This is a genomic window from Rhizosphaericola mali, assembly GCF_004337365.2.
Lineage (GTDB): Bacteria > Bacteroidota > Bacteroidia > Chitinophagales > Chitinophagaceae > Rhizosphaericola > Rhizosphaericola mali.
In genome coordinates this window covers 965,257-991,876 of sequence record NZ_CP044016.1, presented here as the reverse complement: position 1 = coordinate 991,876, position 26,620 = coordinate 965,257, and the positions used below count along the sequence as shown (strand labels likewise).

At 33.6% G+C, this 26,620-nt stretch carries 24 protein-coding genes and 1 tRNA gene; 9 read left to right on the top strand and 16 right to left on the bottom strand.

All coding sequences use genetic code 11. The features are described 5' to 3' along the window. Positions 1-68: 68 nt before the first annotated feature. The 6 genes from proS (at position 69) to argS (ending at position 6,664) form a co-directional block, all read left to right on the top strand. Positions 69-1,550 carry a proline--tRNA ligase gene (gene proS / locus E0W69_RS04270; RefSeq protein WP_131328796.1) on the top strand — a complete coding sequence of 494 codons (1,482 nt, stop codon included), beginning with the start codon at positions 69-71 and terminating at the stop codon, positions 1,548-1,550. A 96-nt stretch (positions 1,551-1,646) separates the two neighbouring features. Next, complete coding sequence (locus E0W69_RS04265) at positions 1,647-1,970, top strand: phosphoribosylpyrophosphate synthetase (RefSeq protein ID WP_131328795.1); 324 nt, start codon at positions 1,647-1,649, stop codon at positions 1,968-1,970. Between the two features lie 100 nt (positions 1,971-2,070). Continuing rightward, positions 2,071-2,991, top strand: coding sequence for an AEC family transporter (locus E0W69_RS04260; protein ID WP_131328794.1), 921 nt, complete (start codon positions 2,071-2,073; stop codon positions 2,989-2,991). A 162-nt stretch (positions 2,992-3,153) separates the two neighbouring features. Continuing rightward, positions 3,154-4,149 carry a tryptophan--tRNA ligase gene (trpS, locus tag E0W69_RS04255; RefSeq protein ID WP_131328793.1) on the top strand — a complete coding sequence of 332 codons (996 nt, stop codon included), beginning with the start codon at positions 3,154-3,156 and terminating at the stop codon, positions 4,147-4,149. Positions 4,150-4,179: 30 nt separating this feature from the next. Beyond that, positions 4,180-4,818 carry a deoxynucleoside kinase gene (locus E0W69_RS04250; RefSeq protein ID WP_131328792.1) on the top strand — a complete coding sequence of 213 codons (639 nt, stop codon included), beginning with the start codon at positions 4,180-4,182 and terminating at the stop codon, positions 4,816-4,818. Positions 4,819-4,885: 67 nt separating this feature from the next. Beyond that, the gene (gene argS, locus E0W69_RS04245) at positions 4,886-6,664 is read left to right on the top strand and encodes an arginine--tRNA ligase (RefSeq protein ID WP_131328791.1); all 1,779 of its coding nucleotides are present in this window, start codon (positions 4,886-4,888) and stop codon (positions 6,662-6,664) included. A 56-nt stretch (positions 6,665-6,720) separates the two neighbouring features. On the opposite strand, the gene E0W69_RS04240 is transcribed toward argS, so the two are convergent. Further along, entirely contained in the window at positions 6,721-7,155 is a 435-nt protein-coding gene (locus tag E0W69_RS04240) for a hypothetical protein (protein ID WP_131328790.1), read from the bottom strand. 204 nt (positions 7,156-7,359) lie between these two features. On the opposite strand from E0W69_RS04240, the gene E0W69_RS04235 reads away from it, so the two are divergent. After that, a complete protein-coding gene (locus E0W69_RS04235; RefSeq protein WP_131328789.1) occupies positions 7,360-7,611 on the top strand; it encodes a hypothetical protein in 252 nt (83 codons plus the stop codon). 63 nt (positions 7,612-7,674) lie between these two features. Here the strand turns inward: E0W69_RS04235 and E0W69_RS04230 are convergent. The 10 genes from E0W69_RS04230 to E0W69_RS04185 form a co-directional block, all read right to left on the bottom strand. Then, a tRNA-Glu gene (locus tag E0W69_RS04230) sits at positions 7,675-7,747 on the bottom strand. A gap of 66 nt (positions 7,748-7,813) precedes the next feature. After that, positions 7,814-8,911: a T9SS type A sorting domain-containing protein gene (locus E0W69_RS04225; RefSeq protein ID WP_191967962.1), complete on the bottom strand. Its 1,098-nt coding sequence runs from the start codon at positions 8,909-8,911 to the stop codon at positions 7,814-7,816. A 318-nt stretch (positions 8,912-9,229) separates the two neighbouring features. Then, complete coding sequence (locus E0W69_RS04220; RefSeq protein WP_131328787.1) at positions 9,230-10,105, bottom strand: helix-turn-helix domain-containing protein; 876 nt, start codon at positions 10,103-10,105, stop codon at positions 9,230-9,232. A 14-nt stretch (positions 10,106-10,119) separates the two neighbouring features. Then, positions 10,120-10,650, bottom strand: coding sequence for a 5-(carboxyamino)imidazole ribonucleotide mutase (gene purE / locus E0W69_RS04215; RefSeq protein ID WP_131328786.1), 531 nt, complete (start codon positions 10,648-10,650; stop codon positions 10,120-10,122). A 41-nt stretch (positions 10,651-10,691) separates the two neighbouring features. Then, on the bottom strand, positions 10,692-12,896 hold the full coding sequence (locus tag E0W69_RS04210; RefSeq protein WP_131328785.1) for a DUF4954 family protein: 2,205 nt from the start codon (positions 12,894-12,896) through the stop codon (positions 10,692-10,694). 11 nt (positions 12,897-12,907) lie between these two features. Continuing rightward, the gene (gene glmS, locus E0W69_RS04205; protein WP_131328784.1) at positions 12,908-14,749 is read right to left on the bottom strand and encodes a glutamine--fructose-6-phosphate transaminase (isomerizing); all 1,842 of its coding nucleotides are present in this window, start codon (positions 14,747-14,749) and stop codon (positions 12,908-12,910) included. A 105-nt stretch (positions 14,750-14,854) separates the two neighbouring features. Then, positions 14,855-15,391, bottom strand: coding sequence for a hypoxanthine phosphoribosyltransferase (gene hpt / locus E0W69_RS04200; RefSeq protein WP_131328783.1), 537 nt, complete (start codon positions 15,389-15,391; stop codon positions 14,855-14,857). A 96-nt stretch (positions 15,392-15,487) separates the two neighbouring features. Next, positions 15,488-16,600 carry a glucosaminidase domain-containing protein gene (locus E0W69_RS04195; protein WP_131328782.1) on the bottom strand — a complete coding sequence of 371 codons (1,113 nt, stop codon included), beginning with the start codon at positions 16,598-16,600 and terminating at the stop codon, positions 15,488-15,490. After that, complete coding sequence (locus tag E0W69_RS04190; RefSeq protein ID WP_131328781.1) at positions 16,593-17,240, bottom strand: O-methyltransferase; 648 nt, start codon at positions 17,238-17,240, stop codon at positions 16,593-16,595. The genes E0W69_RS04195 and E0W69_RS04190 overlap by 8 nt, the downstream gene beginning before the upstream one ends. A gap of 84 nt (positions 17,241-17,324) precedes the next feature. Further along, the gene (locus E0W69_RS04185; protein ID WP_131328780.1) at positions 17,325-18,782 is read right to left on the bottom strand and encodes a sodium:solute symporter; all 1,458 of its coding nucleotides are present in this window, start codon (positions 18,780-18,782) and stop codon (positions 17,325-17,327) included. A 79-nt stretch (positions 18,783-18,861) separates the two neighbouring features. On the opposite strand from E0W69_RS04185, the gene E0W69_RS04180 reads away from it, so the two are divergent. Continuing rightward, complete coding sequence (locus tag E0W69_RS04180; protein ID WP_225321389.1) at positions 18,862-19,317, top strand: GNAT family N-acetyltransferase; 456 nt, start codon at positions 18,862-18,864, stop codon at positions 19,315-19,317. Here the strand turns inward: E0W69_RS04180 and E0W69_RS04175 are convergent, their stop codons facing one another. Next, the gene (locus tag E0W69_RS04175) at positions 19,318-20,361 is read right to left on the bottom strand and encodes a metal-dependent hydrolase (RefSeq protein ID WP_191967961.1); all 1,044 of its coding nucleotides are present in this window, start codon (positions 20,359-20,361) and stop codon (positions 19,318-19,320) included. 62 nt (positions 20,362-20,423) lie between these two features. On the opposite strand from E0W69_RS04175, the gene E0W69_RS04170 reads away from it, so the two are divergent. Beyond that, entirely contained in the window at positions 20,424-21,665 is a 1,242-nt protein-coding gene (locus tag E0W69_RS04170; protein ID WP_131328778.1) for a 4-hydroxy-3-methylbut-2-enyl diphosphate reductase, read from the top strand. An 18-nt stretch (positions 21,666-21,683) separates the two neighbouring features. On the opposite strand, the gene E0W69_RS04165 is transcribed toward E0W69_RS04170, so the two are convergent. The 4 genes from E0W69_RS04165 to E0W69_RS04150 form a co-directional block, all read right to left on the bottom strand. Continuing rightward, complete coding sequence (locus E0W69_RS04165) at positions 21,684-23,621, bottom strand: ABC-F family ATP-binding cassette domain-containing protein (RefSeq protein ID WP_131328777.1); 1,938 nt, start codon at positions 23,619-23,621, stop codon at positions 21,684-21,686. 146 nt (positions 23,622-23,767) lie between these two features. After that, on the bottom strand, positions 23,768-25,126 hold the full coding sequence (locus tag E0W69_RS04160) for a pyridoxal-phosphate dependent enzyme (RefSeq protein ID WP_131328776.1): 1,359 nt from the start codon (positions 25,124-25,126) through the stop codon (positions 23,768-23,770). A 77-nt stretch (positions 25,127-25,203) separates the two neighbouring features. Further along, positions 25,204-25,677, bottom strand: coding sequence for an NUDIX hydrolase (locus E0W69_RS04155; protein ID WP_131328775.1), 474 nt, complete (start codon positions 25,675-25,677; stop codon positions 25,204-25,206). 1 nt (position 25,678) lies between these two features. Then, the gene (locus E0W69_RS04150) at positions 25,679-26,617 is read right to left on the bottom strand and encodes a magnesium transporter CorA family protein (RefSeq protein WP_131328774.1); all 939 of its coding nucleotides are present in this window, start codon (positions 26,615-26,617) and stop codon (positions 25,679-25,681) included. Between the last annotated feature and the right edge of the window lie 3 nt (positions 26,618-26,620).

The window sequence follows — 26,620 nt, the reverse complement described above, 5'->3', positions numbered from 1 at the left end:
ATCTATACGTAAAATGTTAAAGTTTCGTTAATTGTTTTTGAAAATAAATTTTTACATATTCAATTTTAATGAACAAGGAAATCACTTCAAGGGAAATCGACTATTCTCAATGGTATAACGACTTGATTATCAAAGGTGGAATGGCTGATTATAGTGCCGTTCGTGGTTGTATGATCATCAAACCTTATGGATTTGCACTTTGGGAAAATATGCAAGGCGTTTTGGACAAAAAATTTAAAGAAACAGGCCATCAAAATGCTTATTTCCCCTTATTTGTACCCAAAAGTCTTTTCGAGGCGGAAGAAACGAATGCGGAAGGATTTGCCAAAGAATGCGCTGTCGTTACGCACTATCGACTTAAATCTGATCCAGATAAAAAAGGAAAATTAATCGTTGACCCTGAAGCGAAATTAGAAGAAGAATTGGTGGTACGTCCTACAAGTGAAGCGATTATTTGGAATACTTACAAAGGTTGGATTCAATCTTACAGAGACCTACCTATTTTGATAAATCAATGGGCAAATGTTGTTCGTTGGGAGATGCGCACAAGATTATTTTTGCGTACGGCAGAGTTTTTGTGGCAAGAAGGTCACACTGCACATGCAACCGAACAAGAAGCGATCGATGAAGCTAAAAAAATGCTTCATGTTTATGCTGATTTTGTAGAAAATTATATGGCACTGCCAGTCATAAGAGGAATTAAAAGTCCCAATGAAAGATTTGCAGGAGCGGTAGAGACTTTTTGTATCGAAGCATTAATGCAAGATGGAAAAGCATTACAAGCTGGAACTTCTCACTTTTTAGGTCAAAATTTTGCCAAAGCATTCGATGTTAAATTTAGTGATAATAATAATAAATTAGATTATGTATGGGCAACTTCTTGGGGAGTAAGTACGCGTCTAATTGGTGCACTTGTTATGGCGCATGGAGACGATGATGGCCTAGTGATGCCTCCAAAAATAGCGCCTATTCAAGTTGTAATCGTTCCGATTTTCAAAGGAGAAGACCAATTAGCAACTATTAGTCAAAAGGTAAATACTGAAATTATTCCTGCATTGACTGCATTAGGCATTCGTGTAAAATTTGACGATGACGCCACGGCTAGACCAGGTTGGAAATTTGCAGAATATGAAAAGAAAGGCGTACCTGTAAGAATGGCGTTAGGTGCTCGTGATTTGGAAAATAATGTAATCGAAGTGGCTCGTAGAGATACCAAAGAAAAACAATCTTATCCTTTGGAAAATATCGCAAATACGGTTGCGGATTTGTTAGAAGAAATTCAAAAAAATCTCTTTGGTCGTTCTTTAAAATATCGCGAAGAGCATATTACAAATGCAGATACTTGGGATGAATTTGTAAACTTGCTAGATACAAAAGCAGGATTTATTGCAGCCCATTGGGATGGTACACCAGAAACTGAAGAAAAAATCAAGGAATTATCCAAAGCGACTATTCGTTGTATTCCTTTGGATAACAAATTAGAAGAAGGAAATTGTATACTAACAGGAAAACCTTCTAAACAAAGAGTTTTATTTGCAAGAGCATATTAAAATAGTCCTATTAAAATTTAAAATGAGAACCAATTGGTTCTCATTTTTTTTAAACTAAATCTTACCTTCATTGTTGTAAATTAAAAATGACTTGTTATGCCTATACATGAATACAACAATTTGGTTGATGCTTTAAATGATTTGAAAGCGAGAGGTTTTGATTTAGATTTCAATCTTGCATTTGATAAAATAAAATGCGTTGAAAATGAAATCTGCCTTGCTCCTTCGCAATTTGAAATTGTAGAAACCTACCGTTTTGAAGGTGCAAGCAATCCGGATGATAGTTCAATTCTATATGCTATTACTTCCAATGATGGCACTATGAAAGGAACACTTATCAGTGCGTATGGTGTTTATAGTGACGAGTCCATTGACACGAGTATTATTGAAAAATTAACCGTGAATTACAACATAAAATAAGCCATTCACAATAATACCATTTTAACAACAAAAAGTACAATATCGAATTTAAAAGGCGAAATAACTTTGCATTCGAATCAAATACAATTATTGTTCAACAATGGTTAATTTTATTATGATCGCTGTCTGTATTATCGCAGGCATGATCTTCAAAGCTACCAATTCTATACACCCTGATGCCCACAAGGGTATAAATACATGGATATTATATATCGCATTACCAGCAGTTTCTCTAAAATACATACCACAGATTGAGTGGTCTGACCAGATGCTTTTCCCGATATTAGGCTCTGTTATCACGTATTTTGGCAGTACTATTTTTATGAAATTTTATAGTAAGGCAAAACACTATACTAGACACTCGGAAAGTGCACTTATATTATCCAGTGCATTCAGTAATACTTCTTTTATTGGATTTCCATTGATTATGGCATTTTTCAATGAATCATTAATAAAAATTGCCATCATCTGCGACCAATCCATGTTTATCCTTCTTTCTACGGTGGGAATCATTGCTGCTGTAAAAGGAACGCATAACAAAACTGCCGTTATTTCTCCGAAATATATCGTCAAAAAATTGGTCACCTTCCCTCCTTTTATTGGATGTATTGCTGCATTAATATTGTCTCGATTTGTAAATATAAAAGAAGGAACATTGGCTTATGAATTTTTTGATAAATTGGCCGCAACAGTTGGACCATTAGCGCTATTTTCCGTAGGATTACAACTAAAATTTAATGGTTGGAGGAAACAAATCATTCAAATTGCTATGACGCAATTTTACAAATTATTGATCGCACCAGCTATTGTTTTGGTCATAGCACTTTGTTTTCACATGAAAGGAGATATACCAAAAATCACCGTATTTGAATGTGCCATGCCTACACTTGTAACAGCAAGTATTATAGCCGAACAATATAAATTGAATACACGATTGGTCAATTTGATAATTGGTTTGAGTATTATTATAGCCTTCGCAACATCTGCGCTTTGGTTTGAAATAGTTCAAAGGATTTTTTAAAAATAAAGTTTTCAAATTGTAAAAGGTTTCTAATTGGACAATGAGTTCAAATTAGAAACCTATTTATTTATACAAACAATCCACATTAATTATTTTAAATATTTGAAAAAATCCTAACAACTTCCTTTCCGTTCCGGCGGTTTAATATGTATCTTCGCCCGTATGAACAAAGAGATTGTTGTAAGTGGCATTAGGCCAACTGGGGTATTGCATTTGGGTAATTATTTCGGTGCAATGAAAAATTACGTAAAAATGCAGGATGAATATGACTGTTATTTTTTTGTAGCCGATTGGCACAGTCTTACTACACATCCTGATACAAAAGCACTTAAAGGAAGTATTAAAAGAGTTTTAGCAGAAAATATCGCATGCGGTTTGGATCCTGAAAAAGTAGCATTGTATGTACAAAGTGACGTACCAGAAATCGCAGAATTGTATTTGTATTTAAACATGTTGGCGTACAAAGGTGAATTGGAAAAAGTACCCACATTTAAAGATAAAGTAAGATTAAGCCCTGACAATGTCAACGCGGGTTTGCTGACTTACCCAGTTCTAATGGCTTCCGACATCTTAATCCATCGCGCCAAATATGTACCCGTGGGAAAAGACCAAGAACAACATTTGGAAATGGCGAGAAATTTTGCCGAAAGATTTAACCACAGATATACTGAATTGTTTCCAGCACCTTATGCATTTAACTTCAAAACGGCATTGAGCAAAATCCTTAGTTTGGATGGCAATGGCAAAATGAGTAAAAGTGAAAATGCAATGGGAACGCTTTATTTAAATGATTCTGATGATGCGATCATCAAAAAGATCAAAAAAGCAAAAACGGACGCGGGCCCAGAAACGCCTAATTCGGAAAAACCAGAATATATCGAAAATTTATTTACTTTAATGAATTTGGTAAGTAGCAAAGAAGTTGTTGACAAATTTGAAAATGATTTCAATACTTGCAATATTCGTTATGGTGATCTAAAAGGTCAATTGGCGGAAGATATGGTCAAATTTATCGCACCTATCAGAGAAAAAGCAGCGGTCATTGAAAACGATGAAGTTTATTTAAGTAAAATCACCAAATTAGGTGCTGATAAAGCAAGAGCACGCGCATCAGAAACTTTGCAGATGGTACGGAAGGCAATGCACATGTTTAATTAAATTTTCCTAAAAAAATCAAGTAATTAATCCATGTCCAATACGAATACAAAGCCAAAACACATTGCTATCGCGGGGAATATCGGCGCAGGTAAGACGACGCTCACGCAATTATTGAGTAAGCATTACAAATGGCTGCCGCAATTTGAAGATGTTGATAACAATCCATATCTGAATGATTTTTATGAAGATATGCCTCGTTGGAGTTTCAATCTTCAGATTTATTTTTTGAATAGTCGTTTGAATCAGATTTTAGATATACAACGTGGCACCAATACGATTATTCAAGACAGAACCATATACGAAGATGCGAATATATTCGCACCTAATTTGCATGATATGGGCTTGATGTCTTCGAGAGATTTTAATAATTATTACAATTTCTTTCAGACATTAAAATCAATGGTTCAACCTCCAGATTTGTTGATTTATTTAAAAGGATCAGTACCTGCATTGGTTGGGCAAATTCAAAAAAGAGGTCGTGAATACGAAGAAAATATTCGATTAGATTATTTGAAAAAATTAAATATCTTATATGATGATTGGATCAGTAAATATAAAGATGGCCCGTTGATTACGATCAATATTGATGAGAATCATTTTGCGGAAAATGAAGAAGATTTGGGAGAAGTTATTTCCAAAATCGATGCTACTTTGTTCGGACTCTTTTAGTTAATAATTAATAGTGAATAGTAAAAAAGCTATTCATAATTTATAGTTCATAATTTATCATTCTTAAATGAATATCGTTCAAGATTTAAAATCCGCTGCAGTTCAAGCATTTGCAAGCGCTTACAATATCAATGTAGCTCCAGATTCTATACAGGTAAATGAAACCAAACCAGAATTTGAAGGAGATTATACAATTGTATTATTTCCTTATGTAAAAGAATTACGTAAATCTCCCGATGAAATCGGTAATGCAATAGGAGCTTATTTGAAAGAAAGTTATAATCAATTGGTACAAGACTATAATTTGATCAAAGGTTTTTTAAATCTGACAATCACAAATAGTTATTGGTTAGGATTTTTAAATGAAAACTATACGAATACTTCTTTTGGAAATGGAGTAAATACCAATCAAAAAGTAATGGTAGAGTACTCCTCTCCCAATACCAATAAGCCATTGCATCTTGGCCACTTGAGAAATAATTTCCTAGGTTGGAGTATTGCAGAAATATTGAAAGAACAAGGAAATACCGTTTACAAAACTTGTGTAGTCAATGATCGCGGCATTCATATATGTAAAAGTATGATTGCTTGGCAGAGGTTTGGAGAAGGTAAAACACCTCAATCCGAACATGAAAAAGGTGATCATTTTGTCGGCGACTACTATGTAAAATTTAATGATGCTTATAAAGCGGAAGTTAAAAACTTAGTTGCCAACGGCATGACTGAAGCGGAAGCGGAAAAAGAAGCGCCAATCATGAAAGCAACGCAAAAAATGTTGCTTGATTGGGAAGAAGGAAATGAAGAAGTTCGTGCTTTATGGGCAAAAATGAACGGTTGGGTATATGAAGGTTTTGATGCAACTTATAAGGCAATTGGCAGCGATTTTGACAAAACATATTACGAGCACAATACCTATTTATTAGGAAAAGATTGGGTGGAAAAAGGTCTTGCATCAGGTGTATTTTTCAAAAAAGAAGACGGAAGCGTTTGGATTGATTTGACGGCTGATGGTTTGGATGAAAAATTAGTGCAAAGAAAAGATGGCACTTCTGTATACATCACCCAAGATATCGGTTTAGCCGAACTCAAAGCGAAGGAATTTGGTATAGATCGTAATGTCTATGTGGTTGGTGATGAGCAAAACTATCATTTCAAAGTATTGAAATTGATTTGTCAAAAATTAAGCATTCCAGCTGCGGATGGCATGTATCATCTAAGTTACGGTATGGTGGAATTACCTACTGGGAAAATGAAAAGCCGCGAAGGAACGGTTGTTGACGCGGATGATTTGGTTGCTGAAATGATTCAAATCGCAGCTCAAAAAACAGAAGAATTGGGCAAAGTAGCTGATTTTTCAACCGACGAATTAAATGATTTGTACAATACTTTGGGATTGGGTGCTTTAAAATTTTTCCTTTTGCGTGTAGATCCTAAAAAGAAAATGATTTTCAATCCAGAAGAAAGTATTGAATTTCAAGGCTTTACGGGCCCATTTGTACAATATACGCATGCGAGAATCAAAAGTATTTTGAGAAAAGTAGGCGAATTAGATTTGAATATCGACGCTCCAACGCAATTACATCCTTTGGAAATCAAATTAATCACGACGATTGAACAATTTCCAAGTGTAATTAATGATGCGGCCAATGCAATGGATCCATCTGGCATTGCGATTTACGTATTCAATTTGGCTAAAATATTCAACTCATTTTATGCCGAACTTTCTATTGCGAATGCGGAAACAGCCGAAGAAAAAGCATTAAGAGTAAAAATTGCACAATTAACCGCTGCAACGATACAAAAAGCGATGCATCTATTGGGAATTAAAGTACCAGAAAGAATGTAAGTCAATCCTACTAAATTATAAAAAACGCCCAATTCAAAATATGAATTGGGCGTTTTTTACTTCCAAATTCGAAAATCAATCCATTTACAAAATCCTATAATTTCTGATGTCGTAATGCTATTAATTTTCCAAAAACAGTCTCTTACATTGCCCCAATGATCTGATTTTCGATAGACACCATCTTCCGTAAACCAATAATTGGAGGAGAGTCTCGGAATATCTATTTCTTCCTCTACGAAATATTTAATCCTCGATTTTTGAACTCGTTTGGATAATATTTTAAATTTTCGATTGGTTTTCTTTTCCAATAAATAATTATTCGACTCGACGTATTTATACTCATTTGAATAAATAATAAAAGTTTTTTGAGTAACGTAAGAAATATAATCTGGAGCAGATTCAAATAGTATAAAATCCTCTGATACTAGCGTCCAATCAGCAGATGTATTCTGATAAAAATTGTCTCGATTTATTTGATTTGATTCTAACATTAAGAAAAAATATATTTTTTTTAATATGCATTAAACTTCTTTTATCCATAGAAGTCTATTATATACAAGCAATTTAATAGTAAATTTTCTCATAAGCAGTTAGTTTTGGTTAGCGGCTCTGATTTCTATCAGAGCTTTTTTTATTTAGTCATTTCATGACTCATTTTTAGCCCAAATATCAACCCTTAAAATGAAAAGATTATTATGGCCTATAAAAAAAGAATGTCTAAAAGAGAAATTGAATATTGGAATAGGCAGAGAGAAATCAGACAATCAAATTTTTCAGATGGAGAAAAAAACAAAGAGGATCTCCAAGGAAATATAGCAATTATAATTATCGTAATAGTCTGTTTGCTCTGTGTATTTATAGGTGCAATATGTAATCCAAAAACAAAAGTTAGCGGTTATTATAGATCAAATGGAACATACGTAGAACCATATGAAAGGAAAAGATGAATTCAAATTATTAAGCAACATGCAGCCACAATAAAAAAGTCCCATAATTGGGACTTTTTTATGTACTCCTGAAGAGATTCGAACTCTTCTCTTCACATTGAGAATGTGATGACCTGAACCACTAGTCGACAGGAGCATTTGTATTTATGCGGCGCAAAGATACATATTAAAACTTAAATGTCCTTAATTTAAAAACATTAAATTAATACAAAATATACTTCAAATTTTTTATAGATTTACTGCCTTTATAGAAATTTATAATATATAACCCTTTAACTAAATTAGTTGGTAACTGAAAACTACTAGTTGTAATATTTCCAACATAAACGACTTGCCCTAGCATGGAAACGACACGCACTGAAGTTAAATTATTCCAATTACCTTTAATATTTATAGTTCCCTTTCCAGGATTGGGATATATGGATATATCCATACTAGAAACAATTCCTGAATAGTAAATACTTGCAATAGAGCTGTAAGTGTAATTACCATCAAAGTCCACTTGTTTCAATCTATAATAATTCGTCCCGCTAACTGGTTCATCATCCGTATAACTATAACTCAAAGTTTGATCAGAATTACCTGCACCTTTAACAGTCCCAATAGAGTCAAAATTATTACCATCTGTTGATTTTTCTATTACGAAATAATTATTATTGGTCTCAACAGCTGTCTGCCAATTCAATATATTAGAAGTATTATTTTCCGTAACAGTAAATGATAATAATCTAATAGGTAGAGCGGTTGATGAGGTGGTAATATTTGTTGACCTTGCACCATATTCGGCTTTATCTTCACTACCATCTTGTCCTATACCCTGAGTTGCATATCCATTCAGACTCAAACCAAGATCAACCGTAGTATATTTTAAGGTATCAATTAGGTCAGGATAGGTATTATTAGCAGTATAATTAGTTGTAGAGATAGAGGGTTCGTTCTTAGTTCCACCATCATATGTATTGACGTTTGAAAAAGAATAAGTACCATTGGTATAACTGCTTCCTGCAGCTAATTGATAATAGGCAGAATCTCCAAGTGAACTGAAAAATTTTATTCTTCCATTATATATAACGGAACTCGTAGCACCAGAAATAGTGAATGTATAATTAAAACGAACATAATAATTATAACCAGTTGATTTGGGTGAGCCATAAATCTGATAAATATAAATGCCAATCGGCGTTATATTGTAGGTAATCGTATAAGCACTATTAGAATTCTGTGCTGGAACATTAACCGTATATTTAATTGTCTTATAATTTTGAGAACTAACGGTATTGGAAAAAAAAACTAAACACATAAAAACCACTACCACAAAAAAGAAATACTTGCACATAATGAAAAAAAAATAACAGAAGCTATAATAATTTAAGCTATAATATTATAGCCTAATACAGAAAAAATTATTGAAATCCTTTAATTATGAGAATATCTTATTGCTTATAAAACTAAGAAGAGTCTTAGCTTTATAAATAGATTGCTTGTATTAAAAATTATTAACTTTATTATGCCTCCAAAAATTAGAAATAACCACCCATACTTAACTATGTGCAAAAATATAAAGCAGTAGAGGTTCAAAAATGGTCAGAATTTAATTAAAAGTTATCCAAATCTTACACTAAAAGAAGTGTTTTCTATAATCACCAGGTGTCATTTTCATCTGCTTTTGAAAGAATTTTATGAAGTTTGTATCCTCTGAAAATCCCAAATTATAGGCAATTTCTTGAACTGTTTCTTCCTCATTTTTCAACATTCTTTTAGCCTCACTCAATACTTTATCTTGTATCAATTCTTTGGGAGACATATGCAAAACTTCTTTGCATTTACGGTACAATTCCGCGCTAGATATACCAAGTTGTTCTACATAAAAGCCAATTTTATTCTCTTTGATAAAATGCTTATTTAACAATTGAATAAAATCAGAAACTAGTTTTTTCGATTTGGGATTTTCAAATTTTTTATGAATTGCAGCTTCACCTGGAACTCTTTTTTGCATATATAGAAAAGTTACGCTTATCAGCGTTCTGATCATTCGCCATTTTAATAAGGCATCCATTTCTGAATTATATTTATCCAAAAGTTGAACAAACATCTGTTTTACAAAATCATTTTCAGAATCTAAAAAGTAATTAGACGAATAAACTGGAGAATTAGAAGCCTTCAAGGTATCGAAGAAAAACTGATGATGCACTTTAGAAACAGTGTAAAATTGCTCATTAAATCCAATACAAATACCAGAAAGGTCCTCAGGAAACTCCATGTTATTAGAATTAAAAGGAGTCAAAATCAAAAGATCATATTTACTTAAATCATAATCTAATCCATCAATTTTCAGATTATTTGTATTTCTTAATACCAAGATTAAAAAATAAAAGTTACTCCGGATCGGAGTAACTTTTATTTTTTCAAAAGCGTCTGGAAATGTATCTACCCAAACGTCAGTTTGATTATATTTTTGTTGATATGTAAGATTGTCAGTGGGTGTTGTGTTCATAGTAGAAAAAAATATTATCGACCATCAAAGCCATTGGGCCAATCGTTTTTCAATTTTGTTATTTTCTCATTCACGCTAGATTCTAAGTCAACTTTATATTTATGAAATTTTTGTGAAATTACCATATCAAATGCACCTAAAATCTGAACAGCTAATAGTCCTGCATTTTTTGCGCCATTTAATGCAACGGTAGCGACAGGAACACCACTTGGCATTTGCAAAATAGACAAAACGGAATCCCATCCGTCAATAGAATTAGAAGATTTGATTGGCACTCCTATTACTGGCAATGTTGTAATAGCGGCAACCATTCCTGGTAGATGGGCAGCTCCACCAGCTCCTGCAATAATAGTTTTAATACCTCTTTTGGCTGCATTTTGGGCATAATCCACCATTCTCAACGGTGTTCTGTGCGCAGACACGACGGTTAATTCAAAAGGAATATCAAATTCCGTTAACACATCTGCCGCTAATTTCATAATAGGTAAATCACTATCGCTTCCCATTATGATCCCAACTTTGGGTTGATTCTTTGTACCTTCCATAAGGTACAAAGATAATTACTGATTTGATTTCAATTGAGAAATTAACATTCCGAATTTTGATGAAATTTTACCAATTTTTGCTTTATTACTTCGAGTTCGTCCTTTTTTTGTAAAATGAAAGCATTTTTATCAAATGCACCCAAAACTTCATCCATCTCTTGCTGATTATCATACATCATTTTTCGAAATGATAATTCGTAATCTTTTTGTCGAGATTGGATAACTGCTTGATTGATTTTAGACTCTATAGCAATGAAATCTTCAAAAAATCTAGACAAATCTTTTTCTATCCAGTTAGGATAGTCAGAAGAAAAATAATCTTTCAATATCACCAAAGCCAAGGATAGCTTTTGTTTAGGATAAATAGCAGCTTGCTTTTGGTAAAAATGATGCACATCATCCCAAGACTGTATTTTTTCATTCTCAATCTTTCCTATCAATTCAGATACTGAATTTTGTGTCATTAATTGGCCCCCGACGTTTAACCAATCATGCATATTTCCAACAATTTCCCATTGATAAATTGTATCCAAACTATGATTTTCTATAACAAAATAGCGATATAATTCATTCAAACTATAGTAATAAAGCATCTCACGAAATACATCATAGCCTTTTCTTACTTTAGTAAGTAATACTTTTCGATTGCTATGTTCTACGTTTTTTAAACAAATTTCTAATTCATCAATAACACTATTTCCCTCTGATAATAGTTGTTTACCAATTTTAGAAGAATTATTTTCCTTAGATTCATTTGGATATTTTAATAAATAAGCTTCACCAACTGCATTTTCAATAATACCTAAAGCAACTATAATTTCATTTACAGAATCTGGAGCTAAATAATCAAATTCCAACAATAAAGGTTTTTGAATACGAGCATCGCGATCTCCAGCTTTCCAAGCATTTCGGGTAAGTGCATACATATTATACAAAAACCAATAGCCCACCATAATATCTAGTCGGTTTTCGGATTCATTTACACTAACTAATGAAAATGGAATTTTTATATCTAAATCATATGCATAATTACCACGGGCGAGCATTGTAAAAGTCGGAAATTTAGAATTATGTTTGATATTGCTACATAATGCTGGCCAGAATCCACGTTTGGCAATAAACTCCCCATCAGCACTGCGACTATTGTGATTAGAACCAATAGTAGCTCCTGCAGGAATATTGCTTTGTCCCATTACTAACGCCGCACACAGAAAGGAATTATTGTGGTGCTGTTCGTGTCCTGGAAATATCAAGGAATTCAATACTTCACAACAAGAAATTGTCGAATTACTTCCTAAATAAGAATTGATCAATCGAGCACCATATTTCAATTGGGAATGATTTCCCATGACAAATCGAATCGCTTTCACCCCATAAAAAATACGACAACCAAATCCAATAATTCCATTCACAATCTCACAACCTTCACCAATCTGACTTATTCCTTCTTCACCCGAATTTATAGTTACATTTTTGATTTTTGATGCACCTTTAATATATGCATCCGAGCCAATCCATACGTCTTTTATTATCGCGGTATTTTTAATTACAGTTCGATCTCCGATTTTTCCATAGTAACCATTTTTTGTTTTGAATTCCTTTTCAGTGAAAATTTTAAATTTTTCCAAAAGTTCCGCATGATCACGATATTTGCTCCAAAGCCAAGCATCTCCAGACAACATACTATTAAATGGCAATACCTTACGTCCACCATTTTCATTACATATTTCTAACCAAATACGCACACTTTCATCTTCGCCATCTTTTACAATTCCATTTCCAAATTTGCTATGATTTGAAGTCACTAATTCATTGATATTGGAAAGAATGACCTCATCTCCTACTATAACATGCGACATATAATGTACATCATTCACGACTACATTATCTCCAAAATCACAACTAATAATAGTAGAATTATACAAACCGACAGGCATGGAAAGATCACTAAAATCAAGGCAAACATTTTCTAATTGTCCGATCCGTACTAATCCAAAAAACTTACAGTTTTTTACCAATTCGGGATTGAATAAATCTGAGACCAAAATTTTATTCCAATTATCACTCGTATTTCGATTACGAACTAAAGCTTCAATTTCGAAAGCAGTGAGCTGTCGATATTCAATACCACTACGATTTTGTGTATTTCTCAAATAATATTCATCCTTTCCATCAGGAATATAGGGCGCGTCGATAAAATTATATCCTAATTGATTTATGGGCTTTTTGATTATATTATTTTTCACGATACATCCTTTTATTCTACGGTAACAGATTTAGCTAAATTTCTTGGTTTGTCTACATCAAAACCTTTTGCAACACCAATATAATACGACAACAATTGTAAAGGAATTACATTTAAAATTGGAGCAATCAATTCATCAATTTCTGGAATTTCGATTATATCGTCTGCAATACCAGAAATCATAGTATCACCTTTTGATACGATTGCCAAAACCATTCCTTTTCTGGCTTTTATCTCTTGAATATTGCTGATAATTTTTTCATAATATGGATCTTTCGTTGCGATGAATACACTTAACAAAGATTCATCTACTAAGGCTATTGGGCCATGTTTCATCTCTGCAGCCGGATATCCTTCTGCATGTATGTAGGAAATTTCTTTCAATTTCAATGCGCCTTCTAATGCAATAGGGAAATTGTAACCACGCCCTAAATACAAGGCATCTTTTAGATGACTATATTTTTGTGCAATTTTATTTATATGGTCATTTTGAACAAATATTTCCTGCACTTTATCTGGCACGCCAGCTAATTCAATACATAACTGATTAAATCTTTCTTTAGTTATGGTTCCTTTTTCAAGTGCAACTTTCAAAGCAACTAATATCAAAACTGTCACTTGTCCTGTAAATGCTTTTGTACTAGCGACTCCGATTTCGGGACCAGAGTGTGTATAAACGCCTGTATCCGAAAGACGAGCAATGGTCGAACCTACTGCATTTACAACCCCCATAATAATAGCACCATTTTTCTTTGCTTGATCGATGGCAACTATAGTATCAGCAGTTTCTCCACTTTGAGAAATGGCAACTATAATATCTCCCGAATGAACTACTGGATTTCTATATCTAAATTCAGATGCATATTCTACTTCCACTGGAATCCGGCAAAGTTCTTCGATTATGTATTCCGCAACCAATCCCGCATGCCAACTTGTACCGCAAGCCAAAATTATTATTCTTTGTCCAGTTAAAAATTGTTCTTTGTATTTATCAATACCACTTAGTTGAATAGAAGGGTTTTGTGTTTCTAATCGACCTCGAAGACAATCAAAAATTGTAGATGGCTGTTCTAATATTTCTTTGATCATAAAATGATCGTAACCACCTTTTTCTATTGCTCCTAGTTGCATATCCAACTTAGTAATGTAAGGTTCTTGGCGTTCATTTCCGAGATTTTTAAGTATCAATTCATCCTTGCGAACAATTGCCATTTCATAGTCATTTACATAAACGACTTCTCTAGTATATTCAATAATCGGGGTAGCGTCGGATGCTAAGAAATGCTCCCCCTTCCCAATACCTATAACTAATGGACTGCCTTTACGTGCGGCATAAATCACTTCTGGTTCGTCCTCATGTACAACTAAAATACAATAAGCACCGACGATTCTTTTTAGAGCAAAACGAATCGCTTCTTCCACTGATTTATTAGGCAAATTTGTATAAATATCCTCGATAAAGTTTCCTAATACTTCCGTATCGGTATCACTATGAAATACGTAGCCTTTTGAAATTAATTCAGCTTTTATTTGTGCGTAATTCTCAATTATTCCATTATGGATAATGGCAAATTTCTTTGAATTCGTATAGTGCGGATGAGCATTTCGATCACTAGGTTCACCGTGCGTAGCCCAGCGAGTATGACCGATGCCAATATTTCCAGATAAATTTTTACCTATAGTAAATTCCTCTAGTGCGTCGACTTTGCCTTGTTTTTTGAATACAGACAAACGATCGTCATTGATAAGCGCAATCCCTGCACTATCATAACCTCGATATTCTAATCTTTTCAGGCCTTTTAATACTATAGGAAATGCGTCTCTATTACCGATATATCCAACAATGCCGCACATATTTACGAATCAATTTAATGATGATTAATGCGGCAAATTAAGTGAAAGCAAACGTTTGCGAAGCAAATCGGTCAAATAACGCAAATAGGCAAAATGTGGCAATATTTATTCACATAATTGATATAATTCAGGCAAGTTTCTGCCTAATTGATCATAATCAAGACCATAACCTAAGACAAACTTATTTGGGATAGAAAAACAACAATAATCTATAGTTATGGGAACTAATGTAGCTTCGGGTTTATGCAGGAATACGGCTAATTTAATAGACGCTGGATTACTTTTTTCTAATTCTGGCAAGAACTGAGCCATTGTATGACCCGTATCTACAATATCTTCAATAATAATAACATGACGATCTTTCAAGTCCGTATTCAAACCAATAGCTTGTTTGACTTTTCCAGTAGTTGTCGTTCCTTCATAGGATGCTAATTTAACAAAAGTAATTTCAGCTTCGATTGTTATTTGTTTGAATAAATCACTCGCAAACATGAAAGAACCATTCAAAATAGCCAAAAAGACAGGTTTCTTTCCCGCATAATCTTTATTAATTTCATTTGCTATTTCTGTAATACGATTTTGAATTTTTTCTGCAGATAAATAGGTTTCAAATGTCTTATCTAAGACTTTAATTTGCGCCATGTCTTTTTTTGTTTATCCGGCAAAAGTAGTTGTAATAATTAAAAAAGGCAACCTTTTTGAGATTGCCTTTTGGGAAATATATAGAAATTTTAGTTTTTATCTTGATGCAAATGAACTATTTCCATTCAATCTTGGTGAATTAGGCGCTACATTTTGCAAATACAATTTTTCACCTGTCGCAGGAATATCCGCTTCTTTTATATGATTGTATTGTGCCAAATATTGTATTTGAATTCCCTCTTTTTGAGAAATCATATCCAGATTTTCGCCATTTTCAACTACATGAATTTCTTTTGATCCTTTTCTTGGTTTTTTATTCAAATAAATCAATCGATCAGAAGGTAAAATATCTACATTCGTATGTAAATCATTGAATGCCAATAATTTACCATAAGAAATATTATTGTTTGTAGCAATTGCAAAAAGAGAACTTCCATTTTTTGCAAAAATTACGGACGTTTCATTTATTTTAAATACACCATCTGGATATTGTCCTGTAACAGAACCAATAGTTGCAGATGGAATCGTATTATTATTTGCAACAATAGTTGTTTTCTTTTCTTTTGTAGCGTTATTCATTGCCTCTCCGTCTGAAAACAACGCGACATTGCTAGCTTGACTATTCGTGTTATTTGTAGGTGTTGATATTGACGCGATTGCAGTGTTTGATTCAGGATAAGTTTGTCCTTTATCCATTAAAGCAATTGCTTCATCAGAATATTCTTCTAGATCATTTTGTTCAATTAACTTGATCAAATTACTCGCATAATCTCTTTCAGTTGCATAACCCGCTTTTTTCAAACCCTTTGCCCAACCTTTATAATCAGTTGGCTCAAGATCAAACAACTCCGTATAATAAGGACGATTTTTCAAAAAATCAGAATGATCTTTAAAAGACTCTTCAGGAGTACGATATACACGAAAACATTCGTGCTTTCTATCGTCATCGTGGTAAGTCTTATCTCCAGTCCACTCTTCTTTACATTTTATCCCAAAATGGTTATTGGAATACATCGCCAATTTGCTCTGGCCAGAACCTGATTCTAAAATACCTTGCGCCAAAGTGATAGATGCCGGCACTCCCGTGCGAATCATTTCATTAATGGCAGTTGCTTTATATTTATTGATATAGTCTTGAACGTTGGAATTTTGTGCTTTCGCATGTACAAATGCAAAGCTCGTAAGGGAAAGGAATAATAATTTACGCATTCTTTTTCTTTTTGATGAGTAATAATCCATCTCTTATGGTCAATAAAACCGTTTCTGTACGAGGATCATTTTTTACGTATTCGTTGAAAGTGTGAATGGCTTTTGGATTTTTTCCTTTGATAGGATTTTCAAATATTTGGCCGTGAAATAAAACATTATCTGCCAAAATGCAACCATTGTCACTCAATCGATCTATCAACAAATCGTAATACGATTGATAGCTCACTTTGTCTGCGTCGATAAATACTATATCCCATTGAACATTTAATGTGGGTATAATATCTAGAGCATTGCCACAGTGAACTGTAATCTTATTTGCTAATGCGCTTTTTGAAATATTTTGTTTGGATAATTTGGCATCTTCTTCCCGAATTTCAATGGTATGCAAATGCCCATTTTCGGTCAATCCTTCCGCCAAACAAAGCGCACTATAACCAGTAAACGTTCCGATTTCCAAAATATTTTGGGGTCGTGTCAACTGGCTGAAAATAGATAAAAATCGTCCTTGAACTTGCCCACTCAACATATGTGGATGCGCGTGCTCCGTATAAGTTGCTTCATTAATTTCTTTTAGAAGTTGATCTTCCTCTGACGTAATTATTGAAGCATAATCTTCAACTAAAGGATGAATTAAATCCATATTTATCAAAATTAGTGGAATTAAGTCATCATTTTGTCAATTATCAAAAAAAATGGACCATTTTTTAACTTTTAAATAACAATGTTATTTTTCTAATTCTACTTGTTTTTTGGAAAAAATCAACAATCCGACGTAAGTAATTGCAGCGTTGATTACCAATAATTCTAATCCGATTTCAAAGCCTCCAAATAATTTTTTTTGATTTTCATCAATCAAATAACATAAGATTGGCGCGACGATACAGATTATCGGAACAACTGCGTCTTTTACTTTTCTTTTTGTAAAAATACCAAAGGCAAACAATCCCAATAGTGGTCCATAAGTATAACCAGCTAATTTCAAAATGATTCCGATCATACTTTTGTCATTGATCCATTTGAATATCAAAACCATAATTAGAAAGGAAAATGCCGTGATAAGATGCACCAATTGACGTACTTTTTTCTTTTTCGCCTCACTCCAATTCTCCTTTCTATTCATTCCCAAAATATCAATACAAAAAGATGCAGTCAATGCAGTCATCGCCCCATCTGCACTTGGAAATAAGGCAGAAATCAACGCAATAATAAATATCACAGAAATCATAGGCGTCATATGATGTAAAGCTATTTCTGGAAATAAAGCGTCGCCAGATACAGCAATTCCTTCTTTTCCTGCATACAAATACAACAACCCTCCAAGAAATAAAAACAAACCTAAAACCACCACCATTATGACAGAAAGTGTCAACATATTCTTTTTTGAATCTTTCAAGTTGGTTACGGAGATACTTTTTTGCATCATTTCCTGATCAATTCCTGTCATGGTAATGGTGATAAATGCACCCGCAATGATCTGTTTAACGAAGAAATTTTTGCTATTTGGATCTGTATTGAAAATTCTTGTTAATCCTTTTTCACTCATTGCATGAAAACTTTCACCCAATCCTAAATGCATATGAGTCAATAAATAAATCGTACAAATTATTAATCCCAAAAGCATTCCTGAAGTTTGTAAAGTGTCTGTCCAAACAATCGTTTTCACGCCGCCTTCAAATGTGTATAGAATAATCATTGCCAAAATGATCAATGTCGACAACCAAAATGGCACACCAAAACTATCTAAAATCGTATTTTGCAAAATATTTACGACCAAATACAAACGAGCAGTTGCGCCAACTAATCTGGATAATATGAAGAAAGAAGCGCCCGTTTTGTAGGATAAAAAACCCAATCTTTTTAATAAATAATCATAAATAGACGTCAACTTCAATCGGTAATACAATGGCAATAAAACCAGCGCAATCGTCACATAACCAATCATATAGCCCAATGTCACCTGCATATATCCCCAAGCGTCCTTCCCTACCGCGCCAGGAACACTGACAAACGTAACGCCGCTCAAGGAAGTTCCGATCATACCAAACGCAACCAACATCCAATTACTATTGCGGTTGCCAATAAAGAAAGATTCGTTATTACTCCCCTTTCCCGTCTTCCAGGAAACAAATAAAAGAATGAGGAAATAGGCGATTACGAGTGAAAAAAGAATTGAAGCAGACATTTTCTATTTTTAAAATTTGTACGTAAATTCTTGACAAATATCGCAAAACTACGCAGAAACTTTATATTTGATTAAAAATATGATGAACTTTCGAATAGAATACAAATATTTTGATCAGCTTTCCTTGATAGAATTATATCATATTTGGGATATACGTGACGAAGTTTTTTTGGAAGAACAAAAATGCACGGAAAAAGAGACCGATTTTAAAGATTTACAATGTTATCATTTGATGATTTGGGACAAAGAAATTTTGGTTGCGTATGCAAGATTATTAGCACCTGGGCTTTCCTATCCAGAAGCATCAATTGGTAGAATTGCTTGTAGAATGACTTATCGTGGACAAAAAATAGGCAAACTCCTTTTGAAAAAATCATTAGAATTTTCGGAGGAATTGTTCGGAAATATTCCAATTAAAATCAGTGCACAAGCTCATTTGGAAAAATTTTATGGCAATTTTGGATTCCAAAAAATCAGTGATATTTATTTGGAATCAGGTATCGAACATATCAAAATGCTTAGAAATCCAGCTTAATTATTTACCCCAAATCCGATTCCAGTAAAAATCTTTAGTTGCAGTATTCCAACCGCGTACGCGTCCACGCTGAATCAATAATGCGTTATCCATTCCTGGATTGAGATAATAATAAAAAGTAAATTCAGCGTTTGGAAATTCCCAACCCAATATTTGCCCAAATCTTGGAATACAAAATTCGGTTGTATCACCATGTTTTTGCAAAACGTACACACTATCCGAAAATTCGAGTAGATTTTTCACATCTTCCCGATCTTTAAACGGAGTTAATAGTGTAGGATTTTTCGGATAAAATTGAAAGGAATTTTGTCTTTCTGGTTTATCCCAAATAGATCTATACGTCGTATAAATATCCCCATTTGTATCTTTGAATATTCCATACCAAAGCATGCTATTAAATGGACTAGGTGTTAATATATTCAAATGCGCAGTCGAAGGAAGATTATTTTTTACAATATTTGCTTCAACTTTTTCCTTTCCTATAAAAACTGCACCGATGTAAATTATTGGTATTAAAATTCCTACCCAAGCTATTTTCGTTGCATTTTTCCAATATTTTTTCTTTGCAAATAAAAAAATTGCCATCACAAGCGGTACGATCGTAAACAGCGGATCGACAACATATAATAAATGAAAAGAATATCTTTTGGATAAAAAAGGTGCAAACAATTCCGTCCCATAATTATTACAAGTGTCTAATATATCATGCAGCCCTATCAATATGAAGAAACAAAATGCCAATTTACCAAAATGATAACTACTATTTTTGTCTTTATGGAAAAATGCCGCGAAAACTAACGAGAGCAGAAAAGCTATAAAAAACGAATGAGACAATCCGCGATGAATCACCAAATCTTGAGATGCGGTATTAAAGAAAGAACTAATACCATCTATATCTGGGATACTATGTGCCAATGCTCCAAATATTAAAGCTTTTTTACCCATCTTTTCGGGTAAAATAACTTTTCCTAAACAAGCGCCTAAAACGATATGGGTAAGTGAATCCATTGGTGTCAAAGATAATATTTTAGATAAATTAGACACAAATACATTGTTGAAATGCATTTATATACAATAATTACGATTAAAATGTAATTTTGTATTAGATGAAAAAGTTTGAAGTTCCCAATATTTATCGAAGTGCGCTTATCAGCAATATCAAAAGTAGCCGATCTCGATTAGACAAAATGAAAAAAGATTTTTCACCAACACTTTTGGAATTAGGATCTTTGAAAATCTATTTGGCGCGTCATTTCGGATTTTGCTATGGTGTTGAAAATGCAATTGATATTGCATTTCGAACCATTCGTGAAAATAAAGGGAAACGTATTTTTCTTTTGAGTGAGATGATTCATAATCCTCAAGTTAATGCTGATCTAGAAGCAGAAGGCGTTCAATTTTTGCAAGATACCTATGGAAATCAATTGATCGATTTTGATAATTTGAAAAAAGACGACGTGGTCTTAATTCCAGCTTTCGGAACAACTTTGGAAATTGAAGAGAAGCTCGCGTCTATTGGTATCCAAACGGAAAAATTTAATACAACTTGTCCATTTGTAGAAAAAGTATGGAATCGTAGCGGACAAATTGCAGAAAAAGGATATTCTATTATTGTTCATGGTAAACCCAAACATGAAGAAACAAGAGCGACCTTTTCACATGCTTCGGATAAAACACCCACTTTAATTTTGAATAATTTTAAAGACGCGCAAGATTTGGCGAAATTTATCACAGGCGAAAGTCCTGCAAATGAATTTTATGAAAGATTCAGAAATTGCTATTCCGAAGGATTTGATGTTAATAATGATTTGAAAAAAATCGGTGTTGTGAATCAAACTACACAATTAGCGTCTGACACTTTGGAAATTGTAAATTTCCTTCGTTCGGTTTACAAATCCCATTATCAATTAGATGATAGCAATATCCAAACAAGATTTGCTGATACACGCGATACACTCTGTTATGCAACTAATGACAATCAATCTGCGGTTCAAGGATTGATGGAAGAAAGTAAAGATGCAGATTTTGCACTTGTTGTGGGAGGCTATAAAAGTAGTAATACATCCCATTTAGTTGAAATATGTGAAAAATCTCTTCCTACATATTTCATTAACAGTGCTGACAAATTATTATCCAAACAAAGCATTGTCAGTTGTAATTGGAAAACTAAAGAAGAATTTACTACCGAAAATTATATTGATCTGCATAAAGAAACGATTAAAGTCCTCATCACTAGCGGAGCAAGCTGTCCTGATGCCATCGTAGAAGAAGTCGTTTATAAATTAGCTTCATTTTTCAATGTAGAACCATTATTAGAAAATTTGGAAACTACATTTTTAAATAATTAGGCAAAAAATAACCGAAGCTTAAGCTTCGGTTATTTTATCAAATATCTCTTCGTATTCTTGATTGGCGAGTTTTAATTCTTCATTCAAATTCGCATATTTTTTTTCTACTTCTGCAAATTTCTTCGCATCCGAATACACGTTTGCATCCGCCATTTGGGTTTCCAAATTTTTCTTATCTTGATTGAGTTGTGCAATTTGTTTTTCTAATTTTTGAAATTTCTTTTGCAAGCGATCTTGCTCTTTAAATTCATCTCTAGAAATTGTAGTTACAGGTTTTTCTTCCTTTTTAACTACGCTTTTTTTTTCCTCGACTTTGTTGGAATTATTGCTTTTGCCATTTTCTTTGGCTTGCTTTTCCATACGTTCTTTCCACTCCATGTATTCAGAATATGGTCCGTCAAATTCTTTAATTACACCATCTTCAATTTCCCATATTTTATTCGCCATTTTGGAAATAAAGAAACGGTCGTGACTAACACTGATCAATGTACCTTGAAATTTTTTCAACGCATCAGCCAACAATTCCACACTGACCATATCCAAGTGATTCGTAGGTTCATCCAATAGCAAGAAATTTGATTTTGATGCGATTACTTTTGCCAAAGCAACACGCGCTTTTTCTCCACCACTCAATATTTTAATTTTCTTATCAACGTCTTCTCCGCCAAACAAGAAACAACCCAAAATCGTACGCAATTCTTGATCGGTCTTACCACTACCGCAAGTTTGCATTTCTTCCAAAACATTATTTTCCAAATGCAAAGATTCTAATTGATGCTGTGCATAGAAACTTGGTTCGACATTATGTCCCAAAATACTTTCGCCATTATCCAAAGGTTCTGAACCCGCGATAATACGTAAAACGGTAGATTTACCTTTACCATTGGCACCAATCAAACCAATTTTATCACCGCGATTGATCTCGATACTGGAATTTTCAACAATACGATTTTCACCGAAATATTTGGTAATATCTTTTAAGGTAGAAATTATTTTACCTGGTTGTTTGTCTACATGAAACGTAATATTCAAATTAGGTCTTTCAAGTGTCGTTTGCTCAACACGATCCAATTTATCCAAACGCTTGATAATACTTTGTGCTTGCGCTGCCTTAGAAGCTTTAGAACGGAAACGCTCAATAAAACGCTCTTGCTGGCGGATGTAATCTTGTTGATTTTCATACGCACGTTGCATTTGTTCAAATCTTATTTCACGTTCTTGTTCATAGTAGTCATAATCACCTGTATAGAAATGTAATTTTTGTTGATACAATTCCACAATTTTATTAACCAATTTATTTAAGAAAAATTTATCGTGGCTGACAATAACAACGCTACCCTTATATTTTAATAGATATTTTTCTAACCATTCAATAGATGGTAAATCCAAGTGATTGGTCGGTTCATCCAAAAGCAACACATCAGGAGATTGTAAGATCATTTTGGCTAATAATACACGCATACGCCAGCCTCCACTAAATTCCTTATAAGGCTTTTGCATTTGTTCGGTCGTAAAACCAAGACCTTGCAACACTTCTTCCGTTTTGTATTGGATATTATAACCATCCAACATATCCATCTCGTGTAATAAATCGGTGTAGGTTTCTAATAATTTTTCATCAGAAGTTTTTTCTAATTCATTACCGACACGTACCAATTCAGATTCAATTTCCTTAACTCTTTCAAATGCCGTCATGGCCACTTCTACAATAGAATCTTCGGTGCTGAAACTCAATAAATCTTGATGCAAATAACCAATAGTGACCGATTTACCACGTTCTACAGTTCCAACAGAAGGCGTATAAACATTGGTCAATACTTTTAATAATGTTGATTTCCCTTGTCCATTGTAACCTATCAAACCGATGCGTTCTCCTGGCTGAATATGCCAAGTTGCTTCCGAAACGATAACTCTAGAACCAAATTCAAACGTAACATTATTTAAACCTACTAACATATTTATATTTTCTTTAAAGAGTGCAAAAGTATTAAATCAAAGGTAAATTGCGAAGCTGTACCGCCTAGAATTAGAATTAAATAAAAACGCTGTCCGATTTTTCAATCTTGACAGCGTTGGATTATCTCATGTGTCTCTAATAATGTCTATTGATTACCCAAATTTTGTATAATGTCAAATTTTGTGATAATGTGATAAGATCCAGTTTCGTCTTTGGACATTACTGCACCCGTTTCTTTTTTAATCAATTTAGCTATTCGCTCAATTGGAGAATCGAAACTAACCAATGGAAAAGGTTCTTCAATCACATCTGATACTAATTTACTTTTTAAATCTGGATCATTGAAGATTTTGATAAATAAACCAGATTCACTAATGGAACCTATCAATTCGTCTTTCTCAATCACAGGAATATGTTCAATATCATATTGTTTCATCAATTCTACAGCTTCAGAAATATTACTTTTCGAAGATACAGAAATTAATGGTTGAGATTTCCTTCCACTGATAATATCTTTAAAAGTTTTTACTTCCAAAAATCCACGTTCCATCATCCATTGGTCATTGTAAATTTTTCCAACATAACGACTGCCATGATCATGGAAAATAACCACAACAATATCGTCTTTGGTTAATTCTTCTTTCTTTTGTAAAAGACCTTGCACAGCGCTACCAGCACTATATCCAACGAAAATACCTTCTTCCTTGGAAATACGACGCGCCATCACCGCACCATCTTTATCGGTCACTTGTTCGAATGCATCAATATTTTCCATATCATAGTTCTGCGGAACGAAATCTTCTCCAATCCCTTCGGTTATATAGGGATGCACTTGCGACATATCAATTTCGCCAGTTTTGAAATATTTAGTCAAAAGAGAACCGTAACTATCCACTGCCCAAACTTTAATATTGGGATTTTTCTCTTTCAAATATTTTCCCGTTCCTGTAACCGTACCACCTGTGCCAGAGGCAACGACCAAATGGGTAATTTTACCTTCTGTTTGTTCCCATATTTCAGGACCTGTAGATTCGTAATGCGCTTGTCTATTGGCTAAGTTATCATATTGATTAACATACCAAGAATTAGGTACTTCTTGAGACAGTCTTTTGGATACAGAATAATAACTCTTTGGATCTTCGGGTTCAACATTCGTAGGACACACAATCACTTCTGCTCCTAATGCTTTTAGAATATCGACTTTTTCTTTACTTTGTTTATCTGTAGTTGTAAAGATACATTTGTAACCTTTGATGATGGCACCCATCGCCAATCCCATACCTGTATTACCACTTGTACCTTCGATGATGGTACCTCCGGGCTTTAATTTTCCTGTCTTTTCGGCTTCTTCGATCATTTTCAACGCCATTCGATCCTTAACAGAATTTCCTGGATTGAAATATTCCACTTTTGCCAATACTGTACAAGGGAGACTTTTGGTAACACTATTTAATTTTATTAACGGGGTATCTCCTATTGTTTCCAGTATATTGTTTTTCCACATAACTAAAGTCTATTAATTTAATATAGAATTGCAAATATAGCGGAAAATTGGACTTTAGTCTATTAAATCAGTGTATTTTAAGAAAGATTAAGTGTTTCTTCTAGTATTTTTTTGACAATAATTTTGTCTGTAGGAAGCTGTACCGAATTTTCAGATAATGCAGTTAAAGGAATCCAACGCAAACTCTCAGCTTCACCGTTAGGATCTTGAATATCAGAAGGTTGGAATGCAAAAGGATTATTAGCAACTTTAAATGCTGAACTATCTTTTACGATAACTTTATAATATATTCCAATAAATTGTTGTCCCTCTCTAAACGCAGATGGTTGAAAATAATCCGTAGTATAAATATGTTCACCAATCTCTACCTCAACGCCAGTTTCTTCCATAAATTCACGTTTCAAACAATCTCGCGTACCTTCTCCCATTTCTAAACCACCTCCAGGGAATTTGGTAAAAAAAGAGCCTCGAATATATTCATCACTTACCAAAACACCTTTTATCGGATCTATGACAATACCATAAACGCGAAGTGTAATTTCATTTATCATATTAGAACCATTTCTTTTTCCAAAAATACCAACAGATAACTACAGAAATAAGTAGGGAAATTATAACAGGAATATAAAACGCATGAAACGAATGCTGCCCTGGAATCTCTACATTCATACCATAAGCACTCGAGACCAAAGTAGGTATAGAAATAATCAATGTGATAGAAGTCAAGCGCTTCATCACCGTATTCATATTATTATTGATGATACTTGCAAATGCATCCATCGTGCTCGTCAATATATTGGAGTAAATATTGGCCATTTCTGATGCCTGACTTAAATCAACGAGTAAATCCTCCAAATATTCACGCTCATCTTCATTTAATTTCAAAAAATTGGAACGCGACAATTTCATCAGCAACAATTCATTCGCTTTCAAAGAAGTGATGAAATAGACCAAACTTTTTTGAATACGCATCAAATTGAACAAATCCGAATTCTTATTGCTTTCGTATAATTGTTGTTCGTATTGATTGGTTTTTTGATTGATTTCACGTAAATATTCCATGAAGTTCTGAACGACTTTTTCAAAAATCTTCAAAACCATCATGTTTTTCTTATCTGGATGTCTATTTTGAAAGGAATTCAAAAACTTTTTAATCGCGCCATTATCGAACGAGTTAACCGTTACAATCTGCTGGTGCGTCAAGATGATACAAATCGGAATCGTAATATAATATGCATCACTTTCGTTAAAGGAATTGTTCTCAGTAGGAGTCTTTATGACGATAAATTTGGTATTATCCTCTTGCTCGTAACGCGCTCTTTCGTCGATATCGAGCGAGTCGCGCAAAAATTCAATCGGAATTTCCAAATTTTCAGATAGATCTATAAACTCTTCCTCTTTAAAAGGAGGAACTACATTCACCCAAGCGCCGTCTTTGGCATTGGCCATTTCGACGATATGTCCTTCTTTATTGAGAAAATATTGAATCATGTA

Excerpts from the sequence above, each read along its gene's own strand:
- E0W69_RS04170 (WP_131328778.1), top strand. The coding sequence starts at position 20,424 with ATGAAAAAGTTTGAAGTTCCCAATATTTATCGAAGTGCGCTTATCAGC.
- E0W69_RS04260 (WP_131328794.1), top strand. The coding sequence starts at position 2,071 with ATGGTTAATTTTATTATGATCGCTGTCTGTATTATCGCAGGCATGATC.
- E0W69_RS04155 (WP_131328775.1), bottom strand. The coding sequence starts at position 25,677 with ATGATAAATGAAATTACACTTCGCGTTTATGGTATTGTCATAGATCCG.
- E0W69_RS04180 (WP_225321389.1), top strand. The coding sequence starts at position 18,862 with ATGATGAACTTTCGAATAGAATACAAATATTTTGATCAGCTTTCCTTG.
- E0W69_RS04265 (WP_131328795.1), top strand. The coding sequence starts at position 1,647 with ATGCCTATACATGAATACAACAATTTGGTTGATGCTTTAAATGATTTG.
- E0W69_RS04195 (WP_131328782.1), bottom strand. The coding sequence starts at position 16,600 with ATGCGTAAATTATTATTCCTTTCCCTTACGAGCTTTGCATTTGTACAT.
- E0W69_RS04240 (WP_131328790.1), bottom strand. The coding sequence starts at position 7,155 with ATGTTAGAATCAAATCAAATAAATCGAGACAATTTTTATCAGAATACA.
- E0W69_RS04160 (WP_131328776.1), bottom strand. The coding sequence starts at position 25,126 with ATGTGGAAAAACAATATACTGGAAACAATAGGAGATACCCCGTTAATA.
- E0W69_RS04185 (WP_131328780.1), bottom strand. The coding sequence starts at position 18,782 with ATGTCTGCTTCAATTCTTTTTTCACTCGTAATCGCCTATTTCCTCATT.
- E0W69_RS04150 (WP_131328774.1), bottom strand. The coding sequence starts at position 26,617 with ATGATTCAATATTTTCTCAATAAAGAAGGACATATCGTCGAAATGGCC.
- glmS (WP_131328784.1), bottom strand. The coding sequence starts at position 14,749 with ATGTGCGGCATTGTTGGATATATCGGTAATAGAGACGCATTTCCTATA.
- E0W69_RS04225 (WP_191967962.1), bottom strand. The coding sequence starts at position 8,911 with ATGTGTTTAGTTTTTTTTTCCAATACCGTTAGTTCTCAAAATTATAAG.
- E0W69_RS04165 (WP_131328777.1), bottom strand. The coding sequence starts at position 23,621 with ATGTTAGTAGGTTTAAATAATGTTACGTTTGAATTTGGTTCTAGAGTT.
- hpt (WP_131328783.1), bottom strand. The coding sequence starts at position 15,391 with ATGGCGCAAATTAAAGTCTTAGATAAGACATTTGAAACCTATTTATCT.
- E0W69_RS04235 (WP_131328789.1), top strand. The coding sequence starts at position 7,360 with ATGGCCTATAAAAAAAGAATGTCTAAAAGAGAAATTGAATATTGGAAT.
- trpS (WP_131328793.1), top strand. The coding sequence starts at position 3,154 with ATGAACAAAGAGATTGTTGTAAGTGGCATTAGGCCAACTGGGGTATTG.
- E0W69_RS04190 (WP_131328781.1), bottom strand. The coding sequence starts at position 17,240 with ATGGATTTAATTCATCCTTTAGTTGAAGATTATGCTTCAATAATTACG.
- E0W69_RS04220 (WP_131328787.1), bottom strand. The coding sequence starts at position 10,105 with ATGAACACAACACCCACTGACAATCTTACATATCAACAAAAATATAAT.
- purE (WP_131328786.1), bottom strand. The coding sequence starts at position 10,650 with ATGGAAGGTACAAAGAATCAACCCAAAGTTGGGATCATAATGGGAAGC.
- proS (WP_131328796.1), top strand. The coding sequence starts at position 69 with ATGAACAAGGAAATCACTTCAAGGGAAATCGACTATTCTCAATGGTAT.
- E0W69_RS04250 (WP_131328792.1), top strand. The coding sequence starts at position 4,180 with ATGTCCAATACGAATACAAAGCCAAAACACATTGCTATCGCGGGGAAT.
- argS (WP_131328791.1), top strand. The coding sequence starts at position 4,886 with ATGAATATCGTTCAAGATTTAAAATCCGCTGCAGTTCAAGCATTTGCA.